Source organism: Sphingomonas sp. (genome assembly GCF_019635455.1).
Taxonomy (GTDB): Bacteria; Pseudomonadota; Alphaproteobacteria; order Sphingomonadales; family Sphingomonadaceae; genus Sphingomonas.
Genome location: NZ_JAHBZJ010000003.1, coordinates 243,441 through 262,470, shown reverse-complemented (window position 1 = coordinate 262,470; position 19,030 = coordinate 243,441). Strand labels below are relative to the sequence as shown.

Below are 19,030 nucleotides of genomic sequence, written 5' to 3'. Positions count from 1 at the left end.
CACGGCATGTGTGGAATCGTAGGAATATTGGGGCGGGGCGACGTCGCCGATCGCCTGCTCGACGGGCTGAAGCGCCTCGAATATCGCGGCTATGATTCGGCCGGGATCGCGACCGTCATCGATGGCGCGATCGACCGGCGGCGCGCGTCCGGCAAGCTGGTCAATCTTGGCCGGGAGCTTGCCGCCAACCCGCTGCCCGGCGATGTCGGCATCGCGCATACCCGCTGGGCCACGCATGGCGGTCCGACCACCAGCAACGCCCACCCGCATGCCACCGGCGAAGTCGCGCTGGTCCACAACGGCATCATCGAGAATTTCAAGCCGCTGCGTGAGGAGCTTCTGGCGCGCGGGCGCGTGCTCGAAAGCGAAACCGATACCGAAATCGTCGCGCATCTGGTCAGCGAACAGGTCGAGGCCGGCCTCGATCCCGTCGCGGCCGTCCGCGCGGTGCTGCCCCGCCTCCATGGTGCGTTCGCGCTCGCGATCCTGTTTCGCAGCCATCCCGACCTTCTGATCGGCGCGCGGCTCGGTTCGCCGCTGGTCGTGGGCTATGGCGATGGGGAGACATATCTAGGCTCCGACGCGCTCGCGCTCGCGCCGCTGACCCAGCGTATCTCTTATCTGGAGGAAGGCGACTGGGTCGTGCTGCGCCGCGACGGCGTTCAGGTGTACGATCAGGACAATCGTCCGGTCGAGCGCGAGATCGTCAATTCCGGCGCCTCCGGCCAGATGGTGGACAAGGGCAATCACCGTCATTTCATGGCCAAGGAGATTTACGAACAACCGATCGTGGTCGCCCAGACGCTGCGTGCCTATCTCCAGCGGCTCGACGAACAGGTGACGTTGCCGATCCCCGATTTCGATCTGTCTGCGATCCGGCGCGTGACCATCGTCGCGTGCGGGACGAGCTTTTACGCGGGTATGGTCGCCAAATACTGGTTCGAACAGTTCGCCCGCGTTCCCGTCGATATCGATGTCGCGTCCGAATTCCGCTATCGCGCGCCGGTGATGGAAGCGGGCGGCCTGATGATCGTCATCAGCCAGTCGGGAGAGACCGCCGACACGCTGGCCGCGCTGCGCCATGCCAAGGGTGAGGGGCAGACGATCGCCGCGGTGGTCAATGTGCCGACCAGCACGATGGCGCGCGAGGCGGACCTGTTGCTGCCGACGCATGCCGGACCCGAGATCGGCGTTGCATCGACCAAGGCCTTCACCTGCCAGCTCGCCGTACTGGCGGCGCTTGCGGCGAACCTCGCCAAGGCGAAGGGGCGGATGACCCCGGCGGAGGAAAAGGCGATCGTCCGGCATCTGGCCGAGGCGCCTGCCGCGCTCAACGCCGCGCTTTCCTATGACGAGGCGATCGAAGCGATGGCCGGCGCGGTCGCCGGCGCGCGCGACGTGCTGTATCTTGGCCGTGGCACCGATTACCCGCTCGCGCTTGAAGGTGCGCTTAAACTCAAGGAAATCAGCTACATTCATGCCGAAGGCTATGCCGCCGGCGAAATGAAGCACGGGCCGATCGCGCTCATCGACGAAAATGTGCCGGTCATCGTCATCGCGCCCAGCGGGCCGCTGTTCGACAAGACCGTGAGCAACATGCAGGAGGTGCAGGCGCGCGGCGGCAAGGTGGTGCTGATCAGCGACGCAGCGGGCATCGCTGCGGCCGGCGAGGGGTGCATCGCCTGTATCGAAATGCCGGCGGCGCATCCGCTGATCGCGCCGATCGTCAACGCGGTGCCGATCCAGCTCCTCGCCTATCACGTCGCGGTCGCCAAGGGGACCGACGTGGACCAGCCGCGCAATCTGGCGAAGTCGGTCACGGTGGAGTAGGGTCGCGCCGGTAACGGCGGCCGGGATCGACCGACCGCCGGAAACCGGAGCGTATCGGCGATGTTCAGCCTGTTTCTCGCACTTGCCTCAGTCCAGGATTCCGCGCCGATCATCGTCACCGGCCAGGTTGGCGATGCCCGCCGCGCGCTGGAGGCGTGCCTTGCCCGCAAATGCCCCCCGCTTGAGGATATGGCCGCCTCGCTCCGCTATGCGGAGGCGCAGTTCGTCGCCGGCCAGTATCAGGGCGCGCGCAAGACGCTGAAAGGCGCGACCGACCGCAATCGCGGCTTTGCGGCGGAGCATCCGCGCGAAGTGGCGGGCCTGTATCGCGCGGCGTCGCGGGTGGCGGCGCATCTGGGGGAGGGCGACGAATCCGAATCGCGCGCCTTTGGCATGATGCGCGCGATGAAGGCGGGGCTGCCCGATCAGTCGCCGGAGGTGCTGCTCGCCCGGCTCGAAGTCGCCAAGACTCAGGCGAATTTCAACAAGGTCGCCGGTGCGATCATCACGCTGGAGGGTGTGTGCAGCGCCGCCGAGGCGTCGGGGCAGCGGCTGATCTATGGCATCGCCGCCATCCGCCTCGCCGCACTCAAGGATATCGTCGGCGGCAAGAGCGAGGCGAAGCGCCTGCTGCGTCCGATCACCGGATGGACCGAGCCGGAAATGGCGCAGGTGCGCTTTGCCGCGCGCCTGCTGCTCGCACGGCTGGAGGACGGGCCTGAGGCGATGGACAAGCTCATCGCCGAACTGCGCAGCGCGCCGGGCCAGCCGCCGGTGCTGCTCAAGATGGCGCCGCTCAAGATCGACTGGTACGATCCGCGCGGTGCGAGGCAGGGCGTGGGCGAGGTCGCGACCGTGAAGGTCGAACAATGGTATCAGCCGCGCGTCGATCAGAAATGGGCCGATATCGGATTCTGGGTGCGCCCTGATGGCACGGTGGACGATGTCGATGTGCTGCGTGAGAGCGGTGCGGAGAAATTCTGGATCGATCCCATTGTCGCCCAGACGAAGAGCCGGGTCTATGCAAAGGCGGCGAATCCGGCCGGGCCGGCCGTCTATCGCGTCGAACGCTTCACCCTGACCGCGCTATGGGACAAGCTCACCGGCACCCACCAGCGCGTCCGCGCGCCCGCCTATCGCGTCGAGCGTCTGGATCTCACCGCCGACCCCGCGCCCAAATCGGCGGAACCCGCCGGGGCGAAGTAGCGTCCTGTCCGGGGTCCGCGCGCATCAAGCTGGTCGAAGCACAGTGCGGGAGCGAGGGGTGGTGCAACCGGCGGCGCGGGACAGGTGAAACGCCTCATATTTGAAGCGCCGAGCAGCTTCGCGCACGTTGTGAGTCGCGAAACGCTGCGTCAGTTCGGCGCCCCGGTTTTACACATTGATGCTCTGCGACCGGTTGGCTGAAAGTGGACATCAGTTCGTCACGGGTGGAAGGGCTGGACACTTGCGAACACCCGGTTCGGCGGCAATATCGATTGGATGCAGCCCAATGCGGAACATCACGATGCCGGTCTGCATGGTTCTGAGGTCGAGCTGATTGAAGCGCAGCTTCGCGCGGGTGCGTTTTCGCCGCATCGCCACGATACCTATACGATCGCGGTGACCACGTCGGGGGTGCAATCATTCAATTATCTGGGGAAGCGTTGGCAGTCTCTGCCCGGGCAAGCGGTGATCCTGCATCCAGACGAAGTGCATGATGGGTACTGCTGCAACCAGACTGGCTTTTCCTATCGGGCGGCCTATCTGCCACCGGCACATATCCAGACCGTGATCGGGGGAGCGGCCCTGCCGTTTCTGGCGGAAGGGGTTTCAACCGACGCCGATCTGGTCGGCTCGGCGCTTCACCTGATCGCGATGTGCAGTGCCGAGGTTGATCTCTTCGGTTATCAGGACGCGCTCCACCAGTTCGTTTCCGCGATGCAGCGGTGCGAAGGCCGCCGGCTGCCGGCCAGGCGGAATATCAATCGTGAAGCCGTGATGCGGGTGCGCGAATTTCTCGACAGCATTCCGGCCCCCGGGGTGAACCTCGATCAACTCGAGGAACTGGCCGGTTATGATCGCTGGCAGCTTTCACGCGACTTCCGCGCGCTGCTGGGGACCAGTCCCTATCGCTATCTGCAATGTCGCAGACTTGAGCGCGCTGGTCGGCTGCTGCGCAGCGGGCTTGGCATGGCCGCAGCTGCCCACGAGGCCGGATTCGCGGATCAGAGCCATTTTGGTCGGGTGTTCAGGCGCACTTTTGGAACCACGCCACTGGCTTGGCACCGGTCCGGGCAGACGCGCACAATCATTCTATAACCCGGACCAGCCCCCGGGCTAAGCGGCTGGAATGACCCAAACCATCTTTTCGCCCGAATCGCATCGCGGCTGGCTGCCCTGGGCCTGGCTTTCGCCGGTGGTCTGCATCCTGCTCGTGGCATTTTCCAGCCTCCCCCTGGATTTCGGCCTTGAATGGATCGGCGTGATCGATGCCAAGGGACAGCCCCGGTCCGCGTTCGGCTTTTGCCTGAACCTGCTGCTGCCATTCGCTGCGATGGGAGCCGCAGTCTGGGTCTGGTCGCGGTTCGTCGAACGCCGCAGCCTCGCGACCCTGGGTTTGACCGGCGCGGGGCGGTTGCGCAAACATCTGGCCGGACTGGCGATCGGGGTTGGCATGATGGCGGTTGCGACCATGTCGATCTGGCTCATTGGGGGGTATGTCGCCAAGGACGTTCTTCCTGCCTTTTCCTCTCCCGCATCGCTGTTCTGGATTGCAATTCTGCTGCCCTGCTTCGTTTTCCAATCGGGCGTGGAGGAGTTCATCTTCCGCGGCTGGCTGCTCTCGACGGCGACACGCCGCTGGAACCTGACGGCGGGGTTCATTGCCAGTTCGTGCGCATTCACGTTTCTTCACTTCTCGCCGCACCAGCCGGTTCGCGAAATCATCATGGCGTTCACCTTTGGACTATTCACTTGCGCCTGGGCCTGGCGGGCCGGCAACATCTGGGGCGTGATGGGCTGGCATGCGGGCTGGAACTGGATCACAGGCGTCGGCTTTGCCGTGCCGATCACCGGGTTCGATCTGCAATTGCCGGCCTTGTTGGTGCAACTGACGCCCTCTGGTTCGGACATGCTGACCGGCGGACCCGCAGGACCGGAGAGCAGCGTGCTGACGATCGGCTTGATGGCGGCGGCCACGCTGGCTCTGTTGATATGGCCCGGAGGTCCGATGGCCGCTGCGCAGCGGACACCGGCACGAAGCGGCGCAACGACAACGGGTGAGCCCGCGTGATACCCGCGGTGAATGCCGGCTCGGCCGGTGGGGATTGAGCAACCTGACTAACCGACCAAGGATAGCCGAGCCCATCTTCACACCTGGAAGCAGGCGACCTGCTTCCGGCCCAGCGACCTGCTTCCGGCCCAAGAGCCGCCCAAATGTGCCTTGCGGAAGCGTGTCCGGTTGCGGAGTTCAGCCGAGCGTCCGCGATCGACCGCGATGCCTGCGGAAAGCCGTGGAGCGGGTGAAGGGAATCGAACCCTCGTCGTAAGCTTGGGAAGCTTCTGCTCTACCATTGAGCTACACCCGCGCGGGGCGCTCAAATCATCGCTTCGGGGGCGGATGTCAAGCGCGCATGCGGCGGATATGAAACGGGCCGGTGCGTCGTCGCCCGGCCCGTCATTCCATCTGCCCTATGGGCTGGTGGGTCAGCGCCGCGCAGGCGGCGCGGCGGCGGCCGGATCCTCGGGCAGCCCGCCAAGCTGATAGACCAGCTTGGTATAGGCATCGAGATAGGCGAGCACGATCACCTGGCCGATCTCGGTATTCTGGTAGCCGCCACCGCCGGCTGCGGCGAACCCGCCCCACCAGCCGCTGGCCGCGCCGCCGCCAAAGCCGACATCGGTCTTGCGGGCATAGCCCTCGGTCAGCGCCTTTTCCTCGGTCGTGCGCGCATCGACCATCGACAGGGTGACGCTGGCTTCCTTCTTGCTGATCTTCAGTCCGCCGGCGATCGCGCCGACCCCGCCCAGGACGCCGCCGCGACGGCCGAGGATGCCGCCGATCGCGCCACCCACCGCGCTTCCGCCCGAATCCTTGTTGCCGGACACGATATCGGGCTGAAGGAAATAGTCGGCGGTGCGCACCTGGCCCTTTCCGACATTCTGGCCCGGCTGCATCTCACCCTGCTCCTGGAGCGCGCGTTCCATCGCCCGGCTCTGCATCGCGCGACCGCGATTGACGATGGTGAAGCACCCGGACTGCTGGACGAACACCTTCAACACCGCTTCAGGGCTGCCGAGATTGAATTCGCGCCACCACTGCTTGTCCGGCTCGACGATCGCGACGGTGCCGAGATTGCGGGTGCAGCGCGGGATATCGCGCTGTCCGCGCTCCTGGTCGCGGCGGCCGGACGAGGCGCCCTTGGTCGTGCCGTCGCGATAGGTTTTGCCCGACGAACTGGTTGCGGTCTGCGCGGTGGCGGCGATCGGCCCGGCGGCCATGGATGCAAGCGCCGTGGCGGCGATGAGATTGCGGACGATACGCATGAATGTCTCCCTTCCTGGCGGGAGCATCGCTGCTCCCTGCGTTACGGCGCAAGGTGCCGGCGCGGCGCGGCGCGGACAACTGATACGCTCTGACAATGAAGGCTCTCGCCCTCCCCTGGAAGGGCTTGTACCGCAACCGTTGCGAACGCGTCATGTAAAAAAGCGCGACGCGTTATTCGATGCGGCCATGTACCGTCCGTCCGTCGCGCACCGTCCAGATGTCGCCGAAATCGCCATGCTCCAGATCCACCGGCCGGGCGCCGCCCAATTGCGCGACAATGTCGGGAACGGTGTTGCTGTGGCCGACGATCAGCACCGGGCCGCCGGCGGCGCGGGCGCGCGCGACGATGCCCGGCGTGTCGCGCGGGTCATAGGTCTGGACGTCGATCCCGCGTTTCGTCGCCAGCGGCGCCACGGTTTGCCGCGTTCGCCGGAAATCGCTGACGAAGATCGCCGTCAGCTTCTTTCCGCGAAACCAGGTTGCCAGCCTGTCGGCTCGCCGCGTTCCGCGCGGCAACAGGTCCGGATCGCGCGCGCCCGCGGGCGTATCGAAATGGCGGACGACATAGATCGGCGCATCCCTGGCCACCGCCGGGATCGCGGCGAGGAGCAGCGCGGCAAGGGCGGCAAGGCGTGCGTAACGCATCGCGCGATGCTGCCGGTTCGACGGTACGATCGCAACCCTCTTCGCAAGTGCATCCGCCCCTGCTAACGCGCCGCGATCATGGCGACCGACCTTTCCCGTATCCGCAATTTTTCGATCATCGCGCATATCGACCATGGCAAGTCGACGCTGGCCGACCGGCTGATTCAGCGTACCGGCGGCCTGACCGAGCGCGAGATGTCCGAGCAGGTGCTCGACAATATGGATATCGAGAAGGAGCGGGGCATCACCATCAAGGCGCAGACGGTGCGCCTGAACTGGAAGGGGCCGGACGGGCTCGACTATGTCCTCAACCTCATGGACACGCCGGGCCATGTCGATTTCGCCTATGAGGTGAGCCGCTCGCTCGCGGCCTGCGAGGGGGCGTTGCTGGTCGTGGACGCGGCACAGGGGGTGGAGGCGCAGACGCTCGCCAACGTCTATCAGTCGATCGAGCATGACCATGAAATCGTGCCGGTCATCAACAAGATCGACCTGCCGAGCGCCGAACCGGAAAAGGTGAAGAACGAGATCGAGGAGATCATCGGCCTGGACGCGTCGAACGCCGTGCTGGCGAGCGCCAAGGCCGGGATCGGCATCGACGAGATCCTGAACGCCGTGGTCGAACGCATTCCCGCGCCAAAGGGGGATGCGACCGCGCCGCTCAAGGCGATGCTGGTCGACAGCTGGTACGACCCCTATCTGGGCGTCGTCATCCTGGTCCGGGTGATGGACGGCACGATCCGCAAGGGTCAGCAGGTCAAGTTCATGCAGGCCGGCACCACCCATCTGGTCGATCGCGTCGGCGCGTTCCGGCCCAAGATCGAGCAGCTGCCCGACCTGGGTCCCGGTGAAATCGGCTTTATCACCGCCCAGATCAAGGAAGTGGCGCAGGCACGCGTCGGTGACACGCTGACCGATGCGAAACGGCCGGCCGCCGCGGCGCTGCCGGGATTCAAGGAGGTTCAGCCGGTCGTGTTCTGCGGCCTGTTCCCCACCGATGCCGCCGATTTCGAGAAGCTGCGCGAGAGCATCAGCAAGCTGCGCCTCAACGACGCGTCGTTCAGTTTCGAAATGGAGACGAGCGCGGCGCTCGGATTTGGTTTCCGCTGCGGATTCCTGGGCCTGCTCCACCTTGAAATCATTCAGGAGCGGCTGAGCCGGGAATATGACCTCGATCTCATCACCACCGCGCCGTCGGTCGTCTATCAGATCGAATTGACGCATGGCGGCGGGCATATCGAGCTGCACAACCCCGCCGACATGCCCGATCCGAACCGGATCGAGGCGATTTCGGAACCGTGGATCCAGGCGGTGATCTATGTGCCGGACGAATATCTGGGGTCGGTGCTGAAGCTGTGTCAGGACCGGCGCGGCATCCAGCAGAACCTGACCTATGTCGGCGGACGGGCGCAGGTGACCTATGAATTGCCGCTCAACGAAGTGGTATTCGATTTCTACGACCGCCTCAAATCGTTGTCCAAGGGCTATGCCAGCTTCGATTATGAGCAGATCGGCTATCGCGAGGGCGATCTGGTCAAGATGAGCATCCTGGTGAATGAAGAGCCGGTCGATGCGCTCAGCATGATCGTCCACCGCTCCACCGCCGAGGTGCGCGGGCGCGGCATGGTCGAGCGGCTGAAGGAACTCATCCCGCGCCATCTGTTCAAGATTCCGATCCAGGCGGCGATCGGCGGTAAGGTAATCGCGCGCGAAACGATCAGCGCGATGCGCAAGGACGTGACCGCGAAATGCTATGGCGGCGACGCGACGCGCAAGCGCAAGCTGCTGGAAAAGCAGAAAAAGGGTAAGGCGCGGATGCGCGAATATGGCTCTGTCAGCATCCCGCAGGAGGCGTTCATCGCCGCGCTGCGGATGGGCGAGGAATAGCGTGGCCGGCCAGACGCACGCGATTGCCAGTTCGCGTTCGCGATCCTAGCATCCCGCCGGTAGCAGGGAGCGGGACATGGCCGAAGACGAGGGTTGGGCGCAGCTGAAGGCAGATATCGAACGGCTGTCGCCGGGCGCGCGCGACGTCGTTCTGTACCGCGCGTCGCTCCGCATCCTGCCCAAGGCGCTGAGCCTGCATTATTCGGATCGTCCGCGCGCCGATGTGCCGGACCTTGAACAATGCGCGTGGCGCTGCGCGTTCGTCAGCTGGGCAAAGGTCGCCGGATATCCGGGCGCGCAACCCTCCCTGGCGAGCGCGTCGGGCGCGCTGCGCGTCGAGGCGGAGCGGCGTGGCGCGCGCCGCAGCCGCGCGACGAATGCGCGGATGCGCGCCAACGGCAATGCCGCGTCCCGGCAGAGCATGAACGCGGGTCTGGCGGGCCTGTACCTGACCGATCCCGCGCTGGCGCTCGACGCGCTGCCCCATGTCGTCGGCGATCATCGCGATTTCGGTGCGCGCGCACGCGATCTTCAGCGGGACGCGGCGCGATCGCATGTCGAGCGCGATGTCGCGTCGCTGATACAGGCCGGCGATGCGCCGGCGGCGGCTGCGGATCTGTTGCTGCGGCCGTTATGGTCCGAGCCGGTCGACTGGGCGGATGCAGCGCGGGATAGCCTGACGGACTGGTTCACCGCAGGCGGTACGCATCGTTCGCCCTGGCCGCTGTGGTACGCGCGGCGCCAGGCCGGAGACGCGTCGGCATTCGGGTTGCCGGAGGGTCCAGATGGCGCGCTGGTCACCCGGATCCTGGCGGAACCCGACGATTTCTGGGATCGCGCGCCGCGCTTGCTCGAAAGCGAGATCATGGGGTGGATCGACGCCGCATGATGCGGCGCGTCAGAAAGCGACCGTGGTTCGGCGCGCCCGTGCGGCTAGAAAGAGGGGGTGCGGAGACGCATTCATCCCCTGAAAAACTCGGGGCGCCTCGAAAGGGGCGCCCCCTTTCTTTGTCTCCAGCCCTTAGGGAAGCTTGGAACCGCGCGGGCGCTCGTGCATTGGCGAGCCCGAAGGGGCATCATCCACCGCCATGAACGACCAGGCTTTCGCGATCGCGCTGATCGGCGCGCTGGGCATCGGTGCGCAGTGGGTGGCGTGGCGCACCGGCTGGCCGGCCATCGCCCTGATGCTGGTGGCGGGGGTGCTCGCCGGGCCGGTGTTCGGCCTGATCCATCCCGAAGCGGTCTTTGGCGAACTGATGGAGCCGATGATCTCGGTCGCGGTCGCGCTGATCCTGTTCGAGGGCGGACTCAGCCTCAACCTGCGCGAGCTGCGTCAGACCGAGGGGGCGGTGATCCGCCTGCTGGCGCTGGGCGTGCCGATCGGCTGGGCGCTCGGCGCGGCGGCGAGCTATTATGTCGCGGGCCTGGTTTGGCCGATCGCCGTGCTGTTCGGCGGCATTCTGGTCGTGACCGGGCCGACCGTGGTCATGCCGCTGTTGCGTCAAAGCAATGTCGCCGCCCGTCCGCGCGCGATCCTGAAATGGGAAGGGATCGTCAACGATCCCTTCGGGGCGCTGTGTGCCGTACTGACCTACGAATATCTGCGCCGTTCGGCCGACGGGGCCACGCTGTTCCAGGTCGTATTCTCGCTGGTCGGTGCGGTGGTCGTCGCGGGACTGATCGGCTATGGCGTTGCCCGCGCCATCGCCTGGGCATTTCCCCGCGGCCATGTGCCGGAATATCTGAAGGCGCCGGTCCTGCTCGTTGCCGTCATCGGCACCTTCGTCGTCTCCAACACCATTCAACAGGAAACCGGCCTGTTCGCAGTGACGCTGCTCGGCATCGCGCTCGCCAATATGCGGCTCGACAGCCTGCGCGACATCCACCCGTTCAAGGAGAACGTCACCGTCCTGCTGATTTCGGGTGTGTTCGTGATCCTGTCCGCCTCGCTCGACCTTGAGGTGCTGCGCCAGTTCGAGTGGCGATTCCTCGCCTTCCTCCTCGCGCTGCTGTTCTTCGTGCGTCCCGCGACGGTGCTCGCCAGCCTGGCGTTCAGCCGGATTCCCTGGAACGAACGGCTGCTGATCGCGTGGATCGCGCCGCGTGGCATCGTCGCGATCGCGATCGCCGGGCTGTTCGCGCTGCACCTCAACGATCTGGGCTATACGGACGGCAGCATCCTCGTCACCCTGTCGTTCCTGGTCGTCACCGGCACGATCCTGGCGCACGGGTTCAGCATCCGCCACGTCGCGCGCTGGCTGAAGGTCACCGGCGCGGAAAAGCGCGGCCTGCTGATCGTGGGCAGCACCAGCTGGAGCCTCGCCCTGGCCGAGCAGCTCAGACAGCTTGAAGTGCCGGTGCTGATCAGCGATTCGAGCTGGGAGCGCCTGTCCTCCGCACGACAGGCCGGAGTACCGACCTTCCATGGCGAGATCCTGGCCGAAGCGACCGAGGATCGACTCGATATGAGCCAGTTCCAGGTCCTCGCCGCCGTCTCGACGAACGAGGCGTACAACACGCTGGTGTGCAGCGAATTCGCGCCGGAGATCGGCCGCGATTCGGTCTATCAGCTGGGTGACGCGACCCGGCACGATCCGCGCAGCCTGCCCGAGGCGCTGCGCGGACGGACGATGTTCGACGCCGGCTGGGGCGTGGAGGACATTCTTGAGCGCGAGGCGCAGGGATGGGTTTTCCGCAAGACGAAGATCGGCGAACAATATGATTTCGCCAACGCCAAGGCGGCGCTGCCGGAAGGGGGAGACATGCTGTTGCTGGTCCGAAAGAACGGGTCGATCCGGTTTTTCACCCATGCGACGCGGCCGACGCCGCAGCCGGGAGACATGGCGATCTCCTACGTTCCGGCAAGCGGGCGCAAGTCGCGCAATCGCGGCCAGGTTTCGGCATTGGCCGGAGCGGTGACGTGAGGGCGCCGATCGCCGCCGCCGCGCTGACCCTGCTCGCCGCTTGTGGAAAGCCGGCAGCGCCCGACGCTTCCCCCACGCCGACTCCGACGGTGACGCCATATCCGACACCCACGCCTTCACCATCATCGGAAGAGGCGGCCAAGTCGATCCTGCGCCCCGAATCGGTCGAGACTCCCGTGCCTGAGCCGGCGATCGAACGGGTCGAGGCGACGGTGCCGTTCGATGATCACGGAATGCGGCTGAACGATGCCGCCCGTGCGCAGATCGATACGCTTCTCGAAACGCCGGCGATGCAGGCGGGCGGCGCGATCACGCTGCGTGGACACAGCGATTCGCGCGGATCGGACGGCGACAATCTGGTCGCGTCGCGCAAGCGGGCGGAGGCGGTGGCGGCATATCTGACCGCGCATGGCGTCGCTGCCGATCGGATCGCGGTGATCGCGCTGGGGGAAACCCGGCCGATCGCGCCCAATGCCAATCTCGACGGCACCGACAATCCGGACGGGCGCGCGAAGAATCGCCGCGTCGATATCGTCGTCGATCCACCAGCTGCGCCCGCGCCCGCGCCCGGAGCCAGCCCGGGGGCCGTCGCGAGCGATCCCGTTCCTGATCCGGCGCGTTAACCCTTTTACCCCACCTTAACCCTGCTGCCCCTACGCCATCGCCATGTTGATGAGGGGGATCCGGTCTTGCGCATTCTGATCGTGGACGACGAACCGGGGATGCATGAATCCTATCGCCAGTGTTTCAAGGCGAAGGGCGGGGCGCAGGGCGCCGCGCTCGACGCGCTGGCGGCGGAACTGTTCGGCGACGCGGATGCGGATGAGACGAACGGCGCGCCGGCCGATGGCGAGCAGTTCGACACGGTCCATTGCATGCAAGGCCTGGACGGGGTCGAGGCGGTAGCGGCCAGCCTCGACAGCGGGGACCGCTTCGCGGTCGCGTTCATCGACGTGCGCATGCCGCCGGGGATCGACGGCAAGGAAACCGCCAAGCGCATCCGCGCGCTCGATCCCGACATCAACCTGGTTATCGTGACCGGCTATTCGGATTTCTCGCCGCTGGAGATCAGCCGCGAAGCCGGGCCGGCGGACAAGATCTTCTACATCGCCAAGCCGTTTCAGGTCGAAGAGGTCGTCCAGACCGCGACCGCGCTCGGCGCCCGCTGGGAGGTGGACCGCCGGCTTGCCGCGGCGATGGTCACGCTGGAGGAGCAGAAGGCCGAACTCGCCGCGAACGAGAGCAAGGCCACCCACCTCGCCAATCATGACAGCCTGACCGACGCGCCCAACCGCCTCGCTTTCATGCGCGCGCTGACCGATCATGTGCGCGGGCCGGACACCTTTGCGATGGTGATGATGGATCTCGACCGGTTCAAGCTGGTCAACGACACGTTCGGGCATTTGGCTGGAGACGAGCTGATCCGCATGGTGTGCGATGTCGTCCAGTCCAACGTTCCCGCCGGTGGTTTCGTCGCGCGTCTGGGCGGCGACGAATTCGCGGTGCTGATGAAGGTGACCGGGGAAGACGAAGCGGTGATGGCGTGCGAGCGCCTGCTGCTCGCCTGCTCGACCACGTTCAGCGTCTTTGGCCATTCGGTTCAGGGTTCGGCATCGGCCGGGCTGGTGATCGTCGGTCCGGGCATGCGGCACGATCCGATCGACGTCATGCGCCGTGCCGACCTCGCGCTCAACGAATCGAAGCGGGGGGGACGCGGCATCGTCAAGGTGTTTGACGAAAGCATGGATGAATCGATCCGCTTCCGTCGCCAGATCGAAAGCGGGCTGAGCCAGGCGATCGCCAATGGCGAGTTGCGGCTGGTCTATCAGCCGATTTGCGCGCGCGACCGCATGGAGGTCGTCGCGTTCGAGGCGCTGCTGCGCTGGAACAGCCCGGAATATGGGAATATCTCGCCCGGCCTGTTCATCCCGATCGCCGAGGAATCGAACCTGATCCACGAACTGGGGGACTGGGTGCTCGATGAAGCGCTCAAGATGCTCCAGCGCTGGCCCGGCCAATATGTCTCGGTCAATTTCTCGCCGCGCCAGTTCCGGCGCCAGAATTTCGTCGGCCATGTCGTCGAGCGGGTGCAGCATGCGGGAATCGAACCCACCAGGTTGCAGATCGAAATCACCGAAACGGCGATTTTCGACAATGCCGAGCGTGCGGCGGAAACGCTGTATCGCCTGCGCCAGATGGGGTTCCGCATCGCGCTGGACGATTTCGGCACCGGCTATTCCTCGCTGTACAATATCCGCAAGTTCGCGCTCGACTGCCTGAAGATCGATCGCAGCTTCATCGACGGCATGGGTCGCGAGCGCGAAAGCGCGGCGATCGTCCATTCGATCATCCATCTCGGCCGCGCGCTGGGGATGGAAGTGGTCGCCGAGGGCGTGGAGACCGAGGCGCACCTTCAGGCGCTCCGGCTGGCCGGGTGCAGCCATTATCAGGGCTATTATCTCGCACGGCCGCTGGAGGCGGATGTCGCGATCGACGTCGCGAACGAGCGCTACATGGCCCCCGATGAACCGGGCGCTGGCGACGATCCGGAGGCGCAGCCGGCCAACGGCACCCACGGCTGATGTCTTTTTTCCGCGCAGCATTTTCGCGCATGGGCCGATACGCGCCCCGGTCGCTGGGGGCAAAGCTGGTCGCGATCCTGACCGGGATCGCGCTGCTGGGCGCGGGGGCCGTGACGCTGCTCCTCGCGCTGGTCATCACCCCCAGTTTCGACCGGTTGGAGCAGCAGGCGATCGACGGTCATATCGAGCGCACCCGCGCCGCCCTCGCCGAATATGCGACGAAAGTGCGCGCATCGGTGCGCGATTACGGTGACTGGAACGAAAGCTACGCCTATATGGCGGCGCCCAACCGCGCGTTCGAGCAGGACAGTTTCGCGACCTCCGCGATGGTCAATCTGGGCGTCAACGGCATGGCCTATGTCGCCCCGGACGGGCGGATCGTCATCGCCCGGTGGCTCGACCTTCAATCCGGGCGCGACCTGCCGGCGATGCGCGCGCAGATGATCCGGGCGATCGCGAAGATCGATTTCCGCACCGCATTGGCGCGCGAAAGTTCGGACAGCTTCTATGTCCGGCTGGGCGACCGCATTGCCGCGTTCGGCATCGCGAAGGTGCGGCGGACCGACGGGACCGGCGAATCGCGCGGCCATGTGGTGATGGCGCGCCTGATCAGCGCAGCGCAGCTCAGCACCCTGCTTCAGCTCGATGCGCAGCTCGACATGCCGCACCCGATAACCGCGCCGACGATCACGACCGGCGAGACCCAGATCCGGGTCGCGGTGCCGGTGCGCGGGGAGGGGGGCGTCCCCGTCGCCAGCGCCACCTATCGCGTTCCGCGCGATCTTTCCGAACTGGGGCGCAGCATGCTGCAACTCGCGGTCGGCGGCACGATCGGTCTGTTGCTGGTGCTGATGGCGGTGCTGAGCCTGATGATCGTGCGACTGGTGCTGCGCCCGCTCAACCGCGTCGAGCGGCATATGGGGCTGGTCCGCAAATCGGGTAACCTGACCCCGCTCACCGAAGCGCCCCGCGCGGACGAGATCGGCAGCCTGGTCACGAGTTTCAATGCGATGCTGAGCCAGCTCAAGGACCTGCGCGAGCAGGTGGAGGCGCAGTCGTTCAAACTCGGCCAGTCCGAAAGCGCGGTCGCGGTGATGCACAATGTCCGCAACGCGCTCAATCCGATCAGCACGGTGCTCAGCCAGGGCCTCGCCCAGGCGCCGGCGACCGACCGCGCGCTGCTCGACCGGGCGCTTTCCGAACTGGCGGACGAGGGCATTCCGGCCGCGCGCCGGCAAAAGCTCGCCGCGTTCCTCGCCGCGGTGTTGCAGAGCGAGGTCCAGGCGCGCGAAGAGCGCAAGGAACAGCTCTCGATCGGTCGCGACGCGTTGCACAATGTCCTCGAAATCATCGGTCGGCAGCAGGAACAGGCGCATGAACGTCCGCCGGTCGATCCGTGCGACGTCACCGACATCGTCGCCCGCAATGCGACGATCGCCCGCTATTCGGGGAGCAATTCGATCGCGTTCGACTTCCCCTCGCTCCCGCATTGGGCGCTCGCGAACCGCGTGCTGCTGAGCCAGGTGATCGGCAACCTGTTTTCCAATGCCGCTGAGGCCATCGCGGCGACGGGGCGGTCGGGCGGCAGCATTTCGGTGACGATCGCCGAACGCGGCCAACAGGTTGAGATCACGATCCGCGACGATGGCGAGGGCTTCGATCCCGACGCCGCGCCGCAGCTGTTCCAGCGCGGATTTTCGACCCGCGCGCACAAATCGGGCGGCCTTGGCCTGCACTGGTGCGCCAATTCGATGATCGCGATGGGGGGCAGTCTGGAATTGCGCAGCGATGGCAAGGGATGCGGCGCGCGCGCGGTGCTGACATTGCAAGCCGCTGCCACGATGGCGGAGGATGTCGCCGCCTGATTTCGTCCGGGTTCGACCGTTTCGGATCCCCGACCCGGTCGTCTAAAGCCGCGGTATGCGCAGATCATTTCTGTTTGCCGCCGCGCTCCTGATGGGCGCGACCGTGCTTCCTGCCGCCGCCTGTTCGGTTGTCCCGGGCTATCGTATTCCGACCACGCTACAGCTTGTCGAACAGGCCGACCTGATCGTGCTTGCAAGGGTCGAGGATGGCCGGGGCGGCACGGACGACGACCCTGAACTGAAGCTTGTCCCGATCCTCACGCTGAAGGGGGTGAACCCGCCGCCCAAGCTCGACATGGCCGGTGCGCTGGAAACGGGCAACATGCGGGCGACGCCGAGCGATCCGACGGAGATCGTTCGGGCCAATCCCGACGCCTATACCGGCGCCTGCAACCGCTATGTCTTTCGGCGCGGAGCGACGTTGTTGCTGTTCTTCCGGCGCGAAGGGCAGGGGTATGTCCAGATCTCGCAGCCCTTTGCGCGCACGGCGGAGGACGTGACCGGCATCGATTCGCTGTGGGTCCGGGTGGTGCGGGAATATATCGCGATCGATGAATTTCCGCCCGCGCTGCGCCGCGCCCGGCTGGCCGCCCGCCGCGATTTGCTGCGCACAAAAGCCGATCCGGAGTCGCGCGCGATCGCGGCGGATATGGACGCAACGCTGAACACCGTGCGTAAACCGCTGCGCGCGCCGTTGCCGCCAGCGCCTGCGGAGGATCGACCCTAGGCCGAGCGCCGGACCGGCTTCACCTTGTCGCTGCGGCGCAGATAGGGGGCGACGAGATTGCGGGCGCGGAAAAATTCCTGCCGATCAGGGTCCAGCGTCTCGAAATTGCCGATCACGCGCCGACAGCTCTCGCTGCGGCACTGGCAGATCATGTGCCAGTTCGACTGGGCGAGGGTGGTCGAATAGTCCCACGTCACCTCGTCGCCGCTCGCGATGTCGCGGATGGCGACCAGGATGACGCCGTCATCGGTGAAACGCAGCCCTGCATTGGGGGCGCAGCTGTGATTGACCAGATCGTCCAGCTGCCCCGACGGCCCCATATAATGGTCGGGCGTCACCTGCACGAACCGGTCGTCGCTGCCGCGCATCAGGCTGGGGATTTCATCGACATGGAAACGGCGGCCGGTGAAGCGCATCAGTTCCGCGCCCTCGGCAAAGCGGCAGGTCGCATAGACTGCCTTGCCAAGGTGGTTCTCTCCCACCGCGAACAGGTTGCGCGCCGGGTGATAGCGATCGAGGATCAGGAACCCGCCGCGCTTCCAGCCGAGCGAGCGGAGCGGATTGAGCGTGGCGAGGCCGATCATGAACCACACGCTGGCGTGGCAGGCGAGTTCGACGAAGATATAGGCATATTGATCGACGCCATTGCCCCCGGTGCGCGTCGCGACGATCAGCGTGGCCAGATCGCCCAGCGTCCACAGGCCCCAGGAGGGCGAACGTTCGCGCCGGCGGTCCTTCCACACGCTCGCCCAGGTGGGCCAGAAGCTGACCGGCACCGCCGCGACCACCAGCATGTGCGCCCAGAACGCCTCGCGAAAGGCGATCCAGATCACCAGCGCGATCAGGCAGGCCGCGATGCATACCGATTCGATCATCGTCGGCGGCGCCCAGCTCGATCGCCGCCACAGGGCAATGGTGACGACCGCGCAGCATGCGGCGGAGAGCAGGAATACCCACCCCTGTAACGCGCCGGGATTGACCGCCTGATAGGTCAGTGCCTCCGCCGTCGCCGACGCGCTCCAGATCAACCATGAGGCACGATTGGGCTGAACGATCTGTCGCCGCAGGCCGAGCAGATACGCGCCATAAGCCGCGAAGCTCAGCCCCATCGCGATCGCGAACCAGATTCCGGCGCCCATACAGCCCCCCTGTTAAGGAGGTTTGTTTACCGTGTTCGGTAACGCAAGTCAAAGCGCGACTCGCGCTGAATCCACGAGTCGCATCGAATCTACATCAGGTGCCGGGCGGCCAGTTCCAGGATTTGCGGAGCCAATTCGCGGCGACAGATCAACAGATCGGGAACCAGCGTGTCGGCGCCATTATAGACGAGCGGCGATCCGTCGATCCGCGACGCGTGCAATCCGGCGGCGAGCGCGACGGCGGCCGGCGCGCAATTGTCCCACTGATGCTGTCCGCCGGTATGCAGGTAGATTTCCGCCTCGCCCAGAACGATCGCCATCGCCTTCGCGCCCGCCGATCCCATGCCGATGGTTTCCCCGGCGAGTGCGTCGGCGACACCCCGGCACAGCGCGCTCGGGCGGCTGCGGCTGACCAGCACGCGCGGCGGATCGGCGGCGGGGGGAAGGGCGGGCGGCGCGGCGCTGGTCAGCACGAGTCCGCGCCGGGGGAGGCCGACCGCGCCGAGCGCGGGCGCGCCATCGATCGCCAGCGCGACATGCACGGCCCAGTCCGCGCGCCCCTCGGCGAATTCGCGTGTCCCGTCGAGCGGATCGACGATCCACACCCGGCGTGCGCCCAGCCGGGCCGGATCGTCGGGCGATTCTTCCGACAGGATCGCGTCGTCGGAGCGTTCGGCGCGCAGTAGGTCCAGGATCAGGCGGTTCGCGTCCCGGTCACCCCTGGCGCCGTCACGGGATTCGGACTGGATTTGAAGAAGCAACGCTCCGGCGGCTTCGGCCGCGCGACGGGCCAGTTCGGCATCCGCGCTCATCACGGCCGCCCGCCTGGCGCGGCGCGCCTAACGCCGGCGCTCAAACTCGCGCCGTTTCGTCGCACCGTCTCCCGCCAGCCGCAGCTTGCGG

General features: G+C 66.1%; 15 protein-coding genes and 1 tRNA gene. 11 read left to right on the top strand and 5 right to left on the bottom strand.

The annotated features are described in order from the left end of the window. Positions 1-6 precede the first annotated feature (6 nt). The 4 genes from glmS (at position 7) to KF783_RS06035 (ending at position 5,104) form a co-directional block, all read left to right on the top strand. The gene (gene glmS / locus KF783_RS06050; RefSeq protein ID WP_294077385.1) at positions 7-1,830 is read left to right on the top strand and encodes a glutamine--fructose-6-phosphate transaminase (isomerizing); all 1,824 of its coding nucleotides are present in this window, start codon (positions 7-9) and stop codon (positions 1,828-1,830) included. Between the two features lie 60 nt (positions 1,831-1,890). Further along, a complete protein-coding gene (locus tag KF783_RS06045) occupies positions 1,891-3,036 on the top strand; it encodes a hypothetical protein (protein ID WP_294077383.1) in 1,146 nt (381 codons plus the stop codon). A gap of 276 nt (positions 3,037-3,312) precedes the next feature. Continuing rightward, a complete protein-coding gene (locus tag KF783_RS06040; protein ID WP_294077381.1) occupies positions 3,313-4,131 on the top strand; it encodes an AraC family transcriptional regulator in 819 nt (272 codons plus the stop codon). A 31-nt stretch (positions 4,132-4,162) separates the two neighbouring features. After that, positions 4,163-5,104, top strand: coding sequence for a type II CAAX endopeptidase family protein (locus KF783_RS06035; RefSeq protein WP_294077380.1), 942 nt, complete (start codon positions 4,163-4,165; stop codon positions 5,102-5,104). A 221-nt stretch (positions 5,105-5,325) separates the two neighbouring features. On the opposite strand, the gene KF783_RS06030 is transcribed toward KF783_RS06035, so the two are convergent. The 3 genes from KF783_RS06030 to KF783_RS06020 all read right to left on the bottom strand — a co-directional run bounded on the left by KF783_RS06030 (position 5,326) and on the right by KF783_RS06020 (position 7,003). Continuing rightward, positions 5,326-5,399: transfer RNA gene (locus tag KF783_RS06030), tRNA-Gly, on the bottom strand. A 118-nt stretch (positions 5,400-5,517) separates the two neighbouring features. Continuing rightward, positions 5,518-6,357, bottom strand: coding sequence for a CsgG/HfaB family protein (locus KF783_RS06025; RefSeq protein ID WP_294077378.1), 840 nt, complete (start codon positions 6,355-6,357; stop codon positions 5,518-5,520). A 172-nt stretch (positions 6,358-6,529) separates the two neighbouring features. After that, positions 6,530-7,003, bottom strand: coding sequence for a phosphoglycerate mutase family protein (locus KF783_RS06020; protein ID WP_294077376.1), 474 nt, complete (start codon positions 7,001-7,003; stop codon positions 6,530-6,532). 78 nt (positions 7,004-7,081) lie between these two features. Here KF783_RS06020 and lepA point away from each other — a divergent pair, with 78 nt between their 5' ends. The 7 genes from lepA (at position 7,082) to KF783_RS05985 (ending at position 16,988) form a co-directional block, all read left to right on the top strand. Further along, positions 7,082-8,890, top strand: coding sequence for a translation elongation factor 4 (gene lepA / locus KF783_RS06015; RefSeq protein ID WP_294077374.1), 1,809 nt, complete (start codon positions 7,082-7,084; stop codon positions 8,888-8,890). Between the two features lie 76 nt (positions 8,891-8,966). Further along, complete coding sequence (locus KF783_RS06010) at positions 8,967-9,779, top strand: hypothetical protein (protein ID WP_294077373.1); 813 nt, start codon at positions 8,967-8,969, stop codon at positions 9,777-9,779. Positions 9,780-9,978: 199 nt separating this feature from the next. Continuing rightward, the gene (locus KF783_RS06005; protein WP_294077372.1) at positions 9,979-11,814 is read left to right on the top strand and encodes a sodium:proton antiporter; all 1,836 of its coding nucleotides are present in this window, start codon (positions 9,979-9,981) and stop codon (positions 11,812-11,814) included. Continuing rightward, positions 11,811-12,437 (top strand): OmpA family protein, encoded by a 627-nt coding sequence (locus tag KF783_RS06000; RefSeq protein WP_294077371.1) that lies wholly within the window; start codon positions 11,811-11,813, stop codon positions 12,435-12,437. The genes KF783_RS06005 and KF783_RS06000 overlap by 4 nt, the downstream gene beginning before the upstream one ends. A 99-nt stretch (positions 12,438-12,536) precedes the next feature. Next, a complete protein-coding gene (locus KF783_RS05995; protein ID WP_294077572.1) occupies positions 12,537-14,396 on the top strand; it encodes an EAL domain-containing protein in 1,860 nt (619 codons plus the stop codon). A 29-nt stretch (positions 14,397-14,425) separates the two neighbouring features. Further along, positions 14,426-16,261 carry a CHASE4 domain-containing protein gene (locus tag KF783_RS05990; RefSeq protein ID WP_294077369.1) on the top strand — a complete coding sequence of 612 codons (1,836 nt, stop codon included), beginning with the start codon at positions 14,426-14,428 and terminating at the stop codon, positions 16,259-16,261. 55 nt (positions 16,262-16,316) lie between these two features. Further along, complete coding sequence (locus KF783_RS05985) at positions 16,317-16,988, top strand: hypothetical protein (protein ID WP_294077368.1); 672 nt, start codon at positions 16,317-16,319, stop codon at positions 16,986-16,988. Here KF783_RS05985 and KF783_RS05980 read toward each other — a convergent pair. Beyond that, a complete protein-coding gene (locus KF783_RS05980; RefSeq protein ID WP_294077366.1) occupies positions 16,985-18,127 on the bottom strand; it encodes an SET domain-containing protein in 1,143 nt (380 codons plus the stop codon). The two genes, KF783_RS05985 and KF783_RS05980, sit on opposite strands and share 4 nt — an antisense overlap. A gap of 89 nt (positions 18,128-18,216) precedes the next feature. Beyond that, a complete protein-coding gene (locus KF783_RS05975; protein WP_294077364.1) occupies positions 18,217-18,939 on the bottom strand; it encodes an inositol monophosphatase family protein in 723 nt (240 codons plus the stop codon). Positions 18,940-19,030 lie beyond the last annotated feature (91 nt).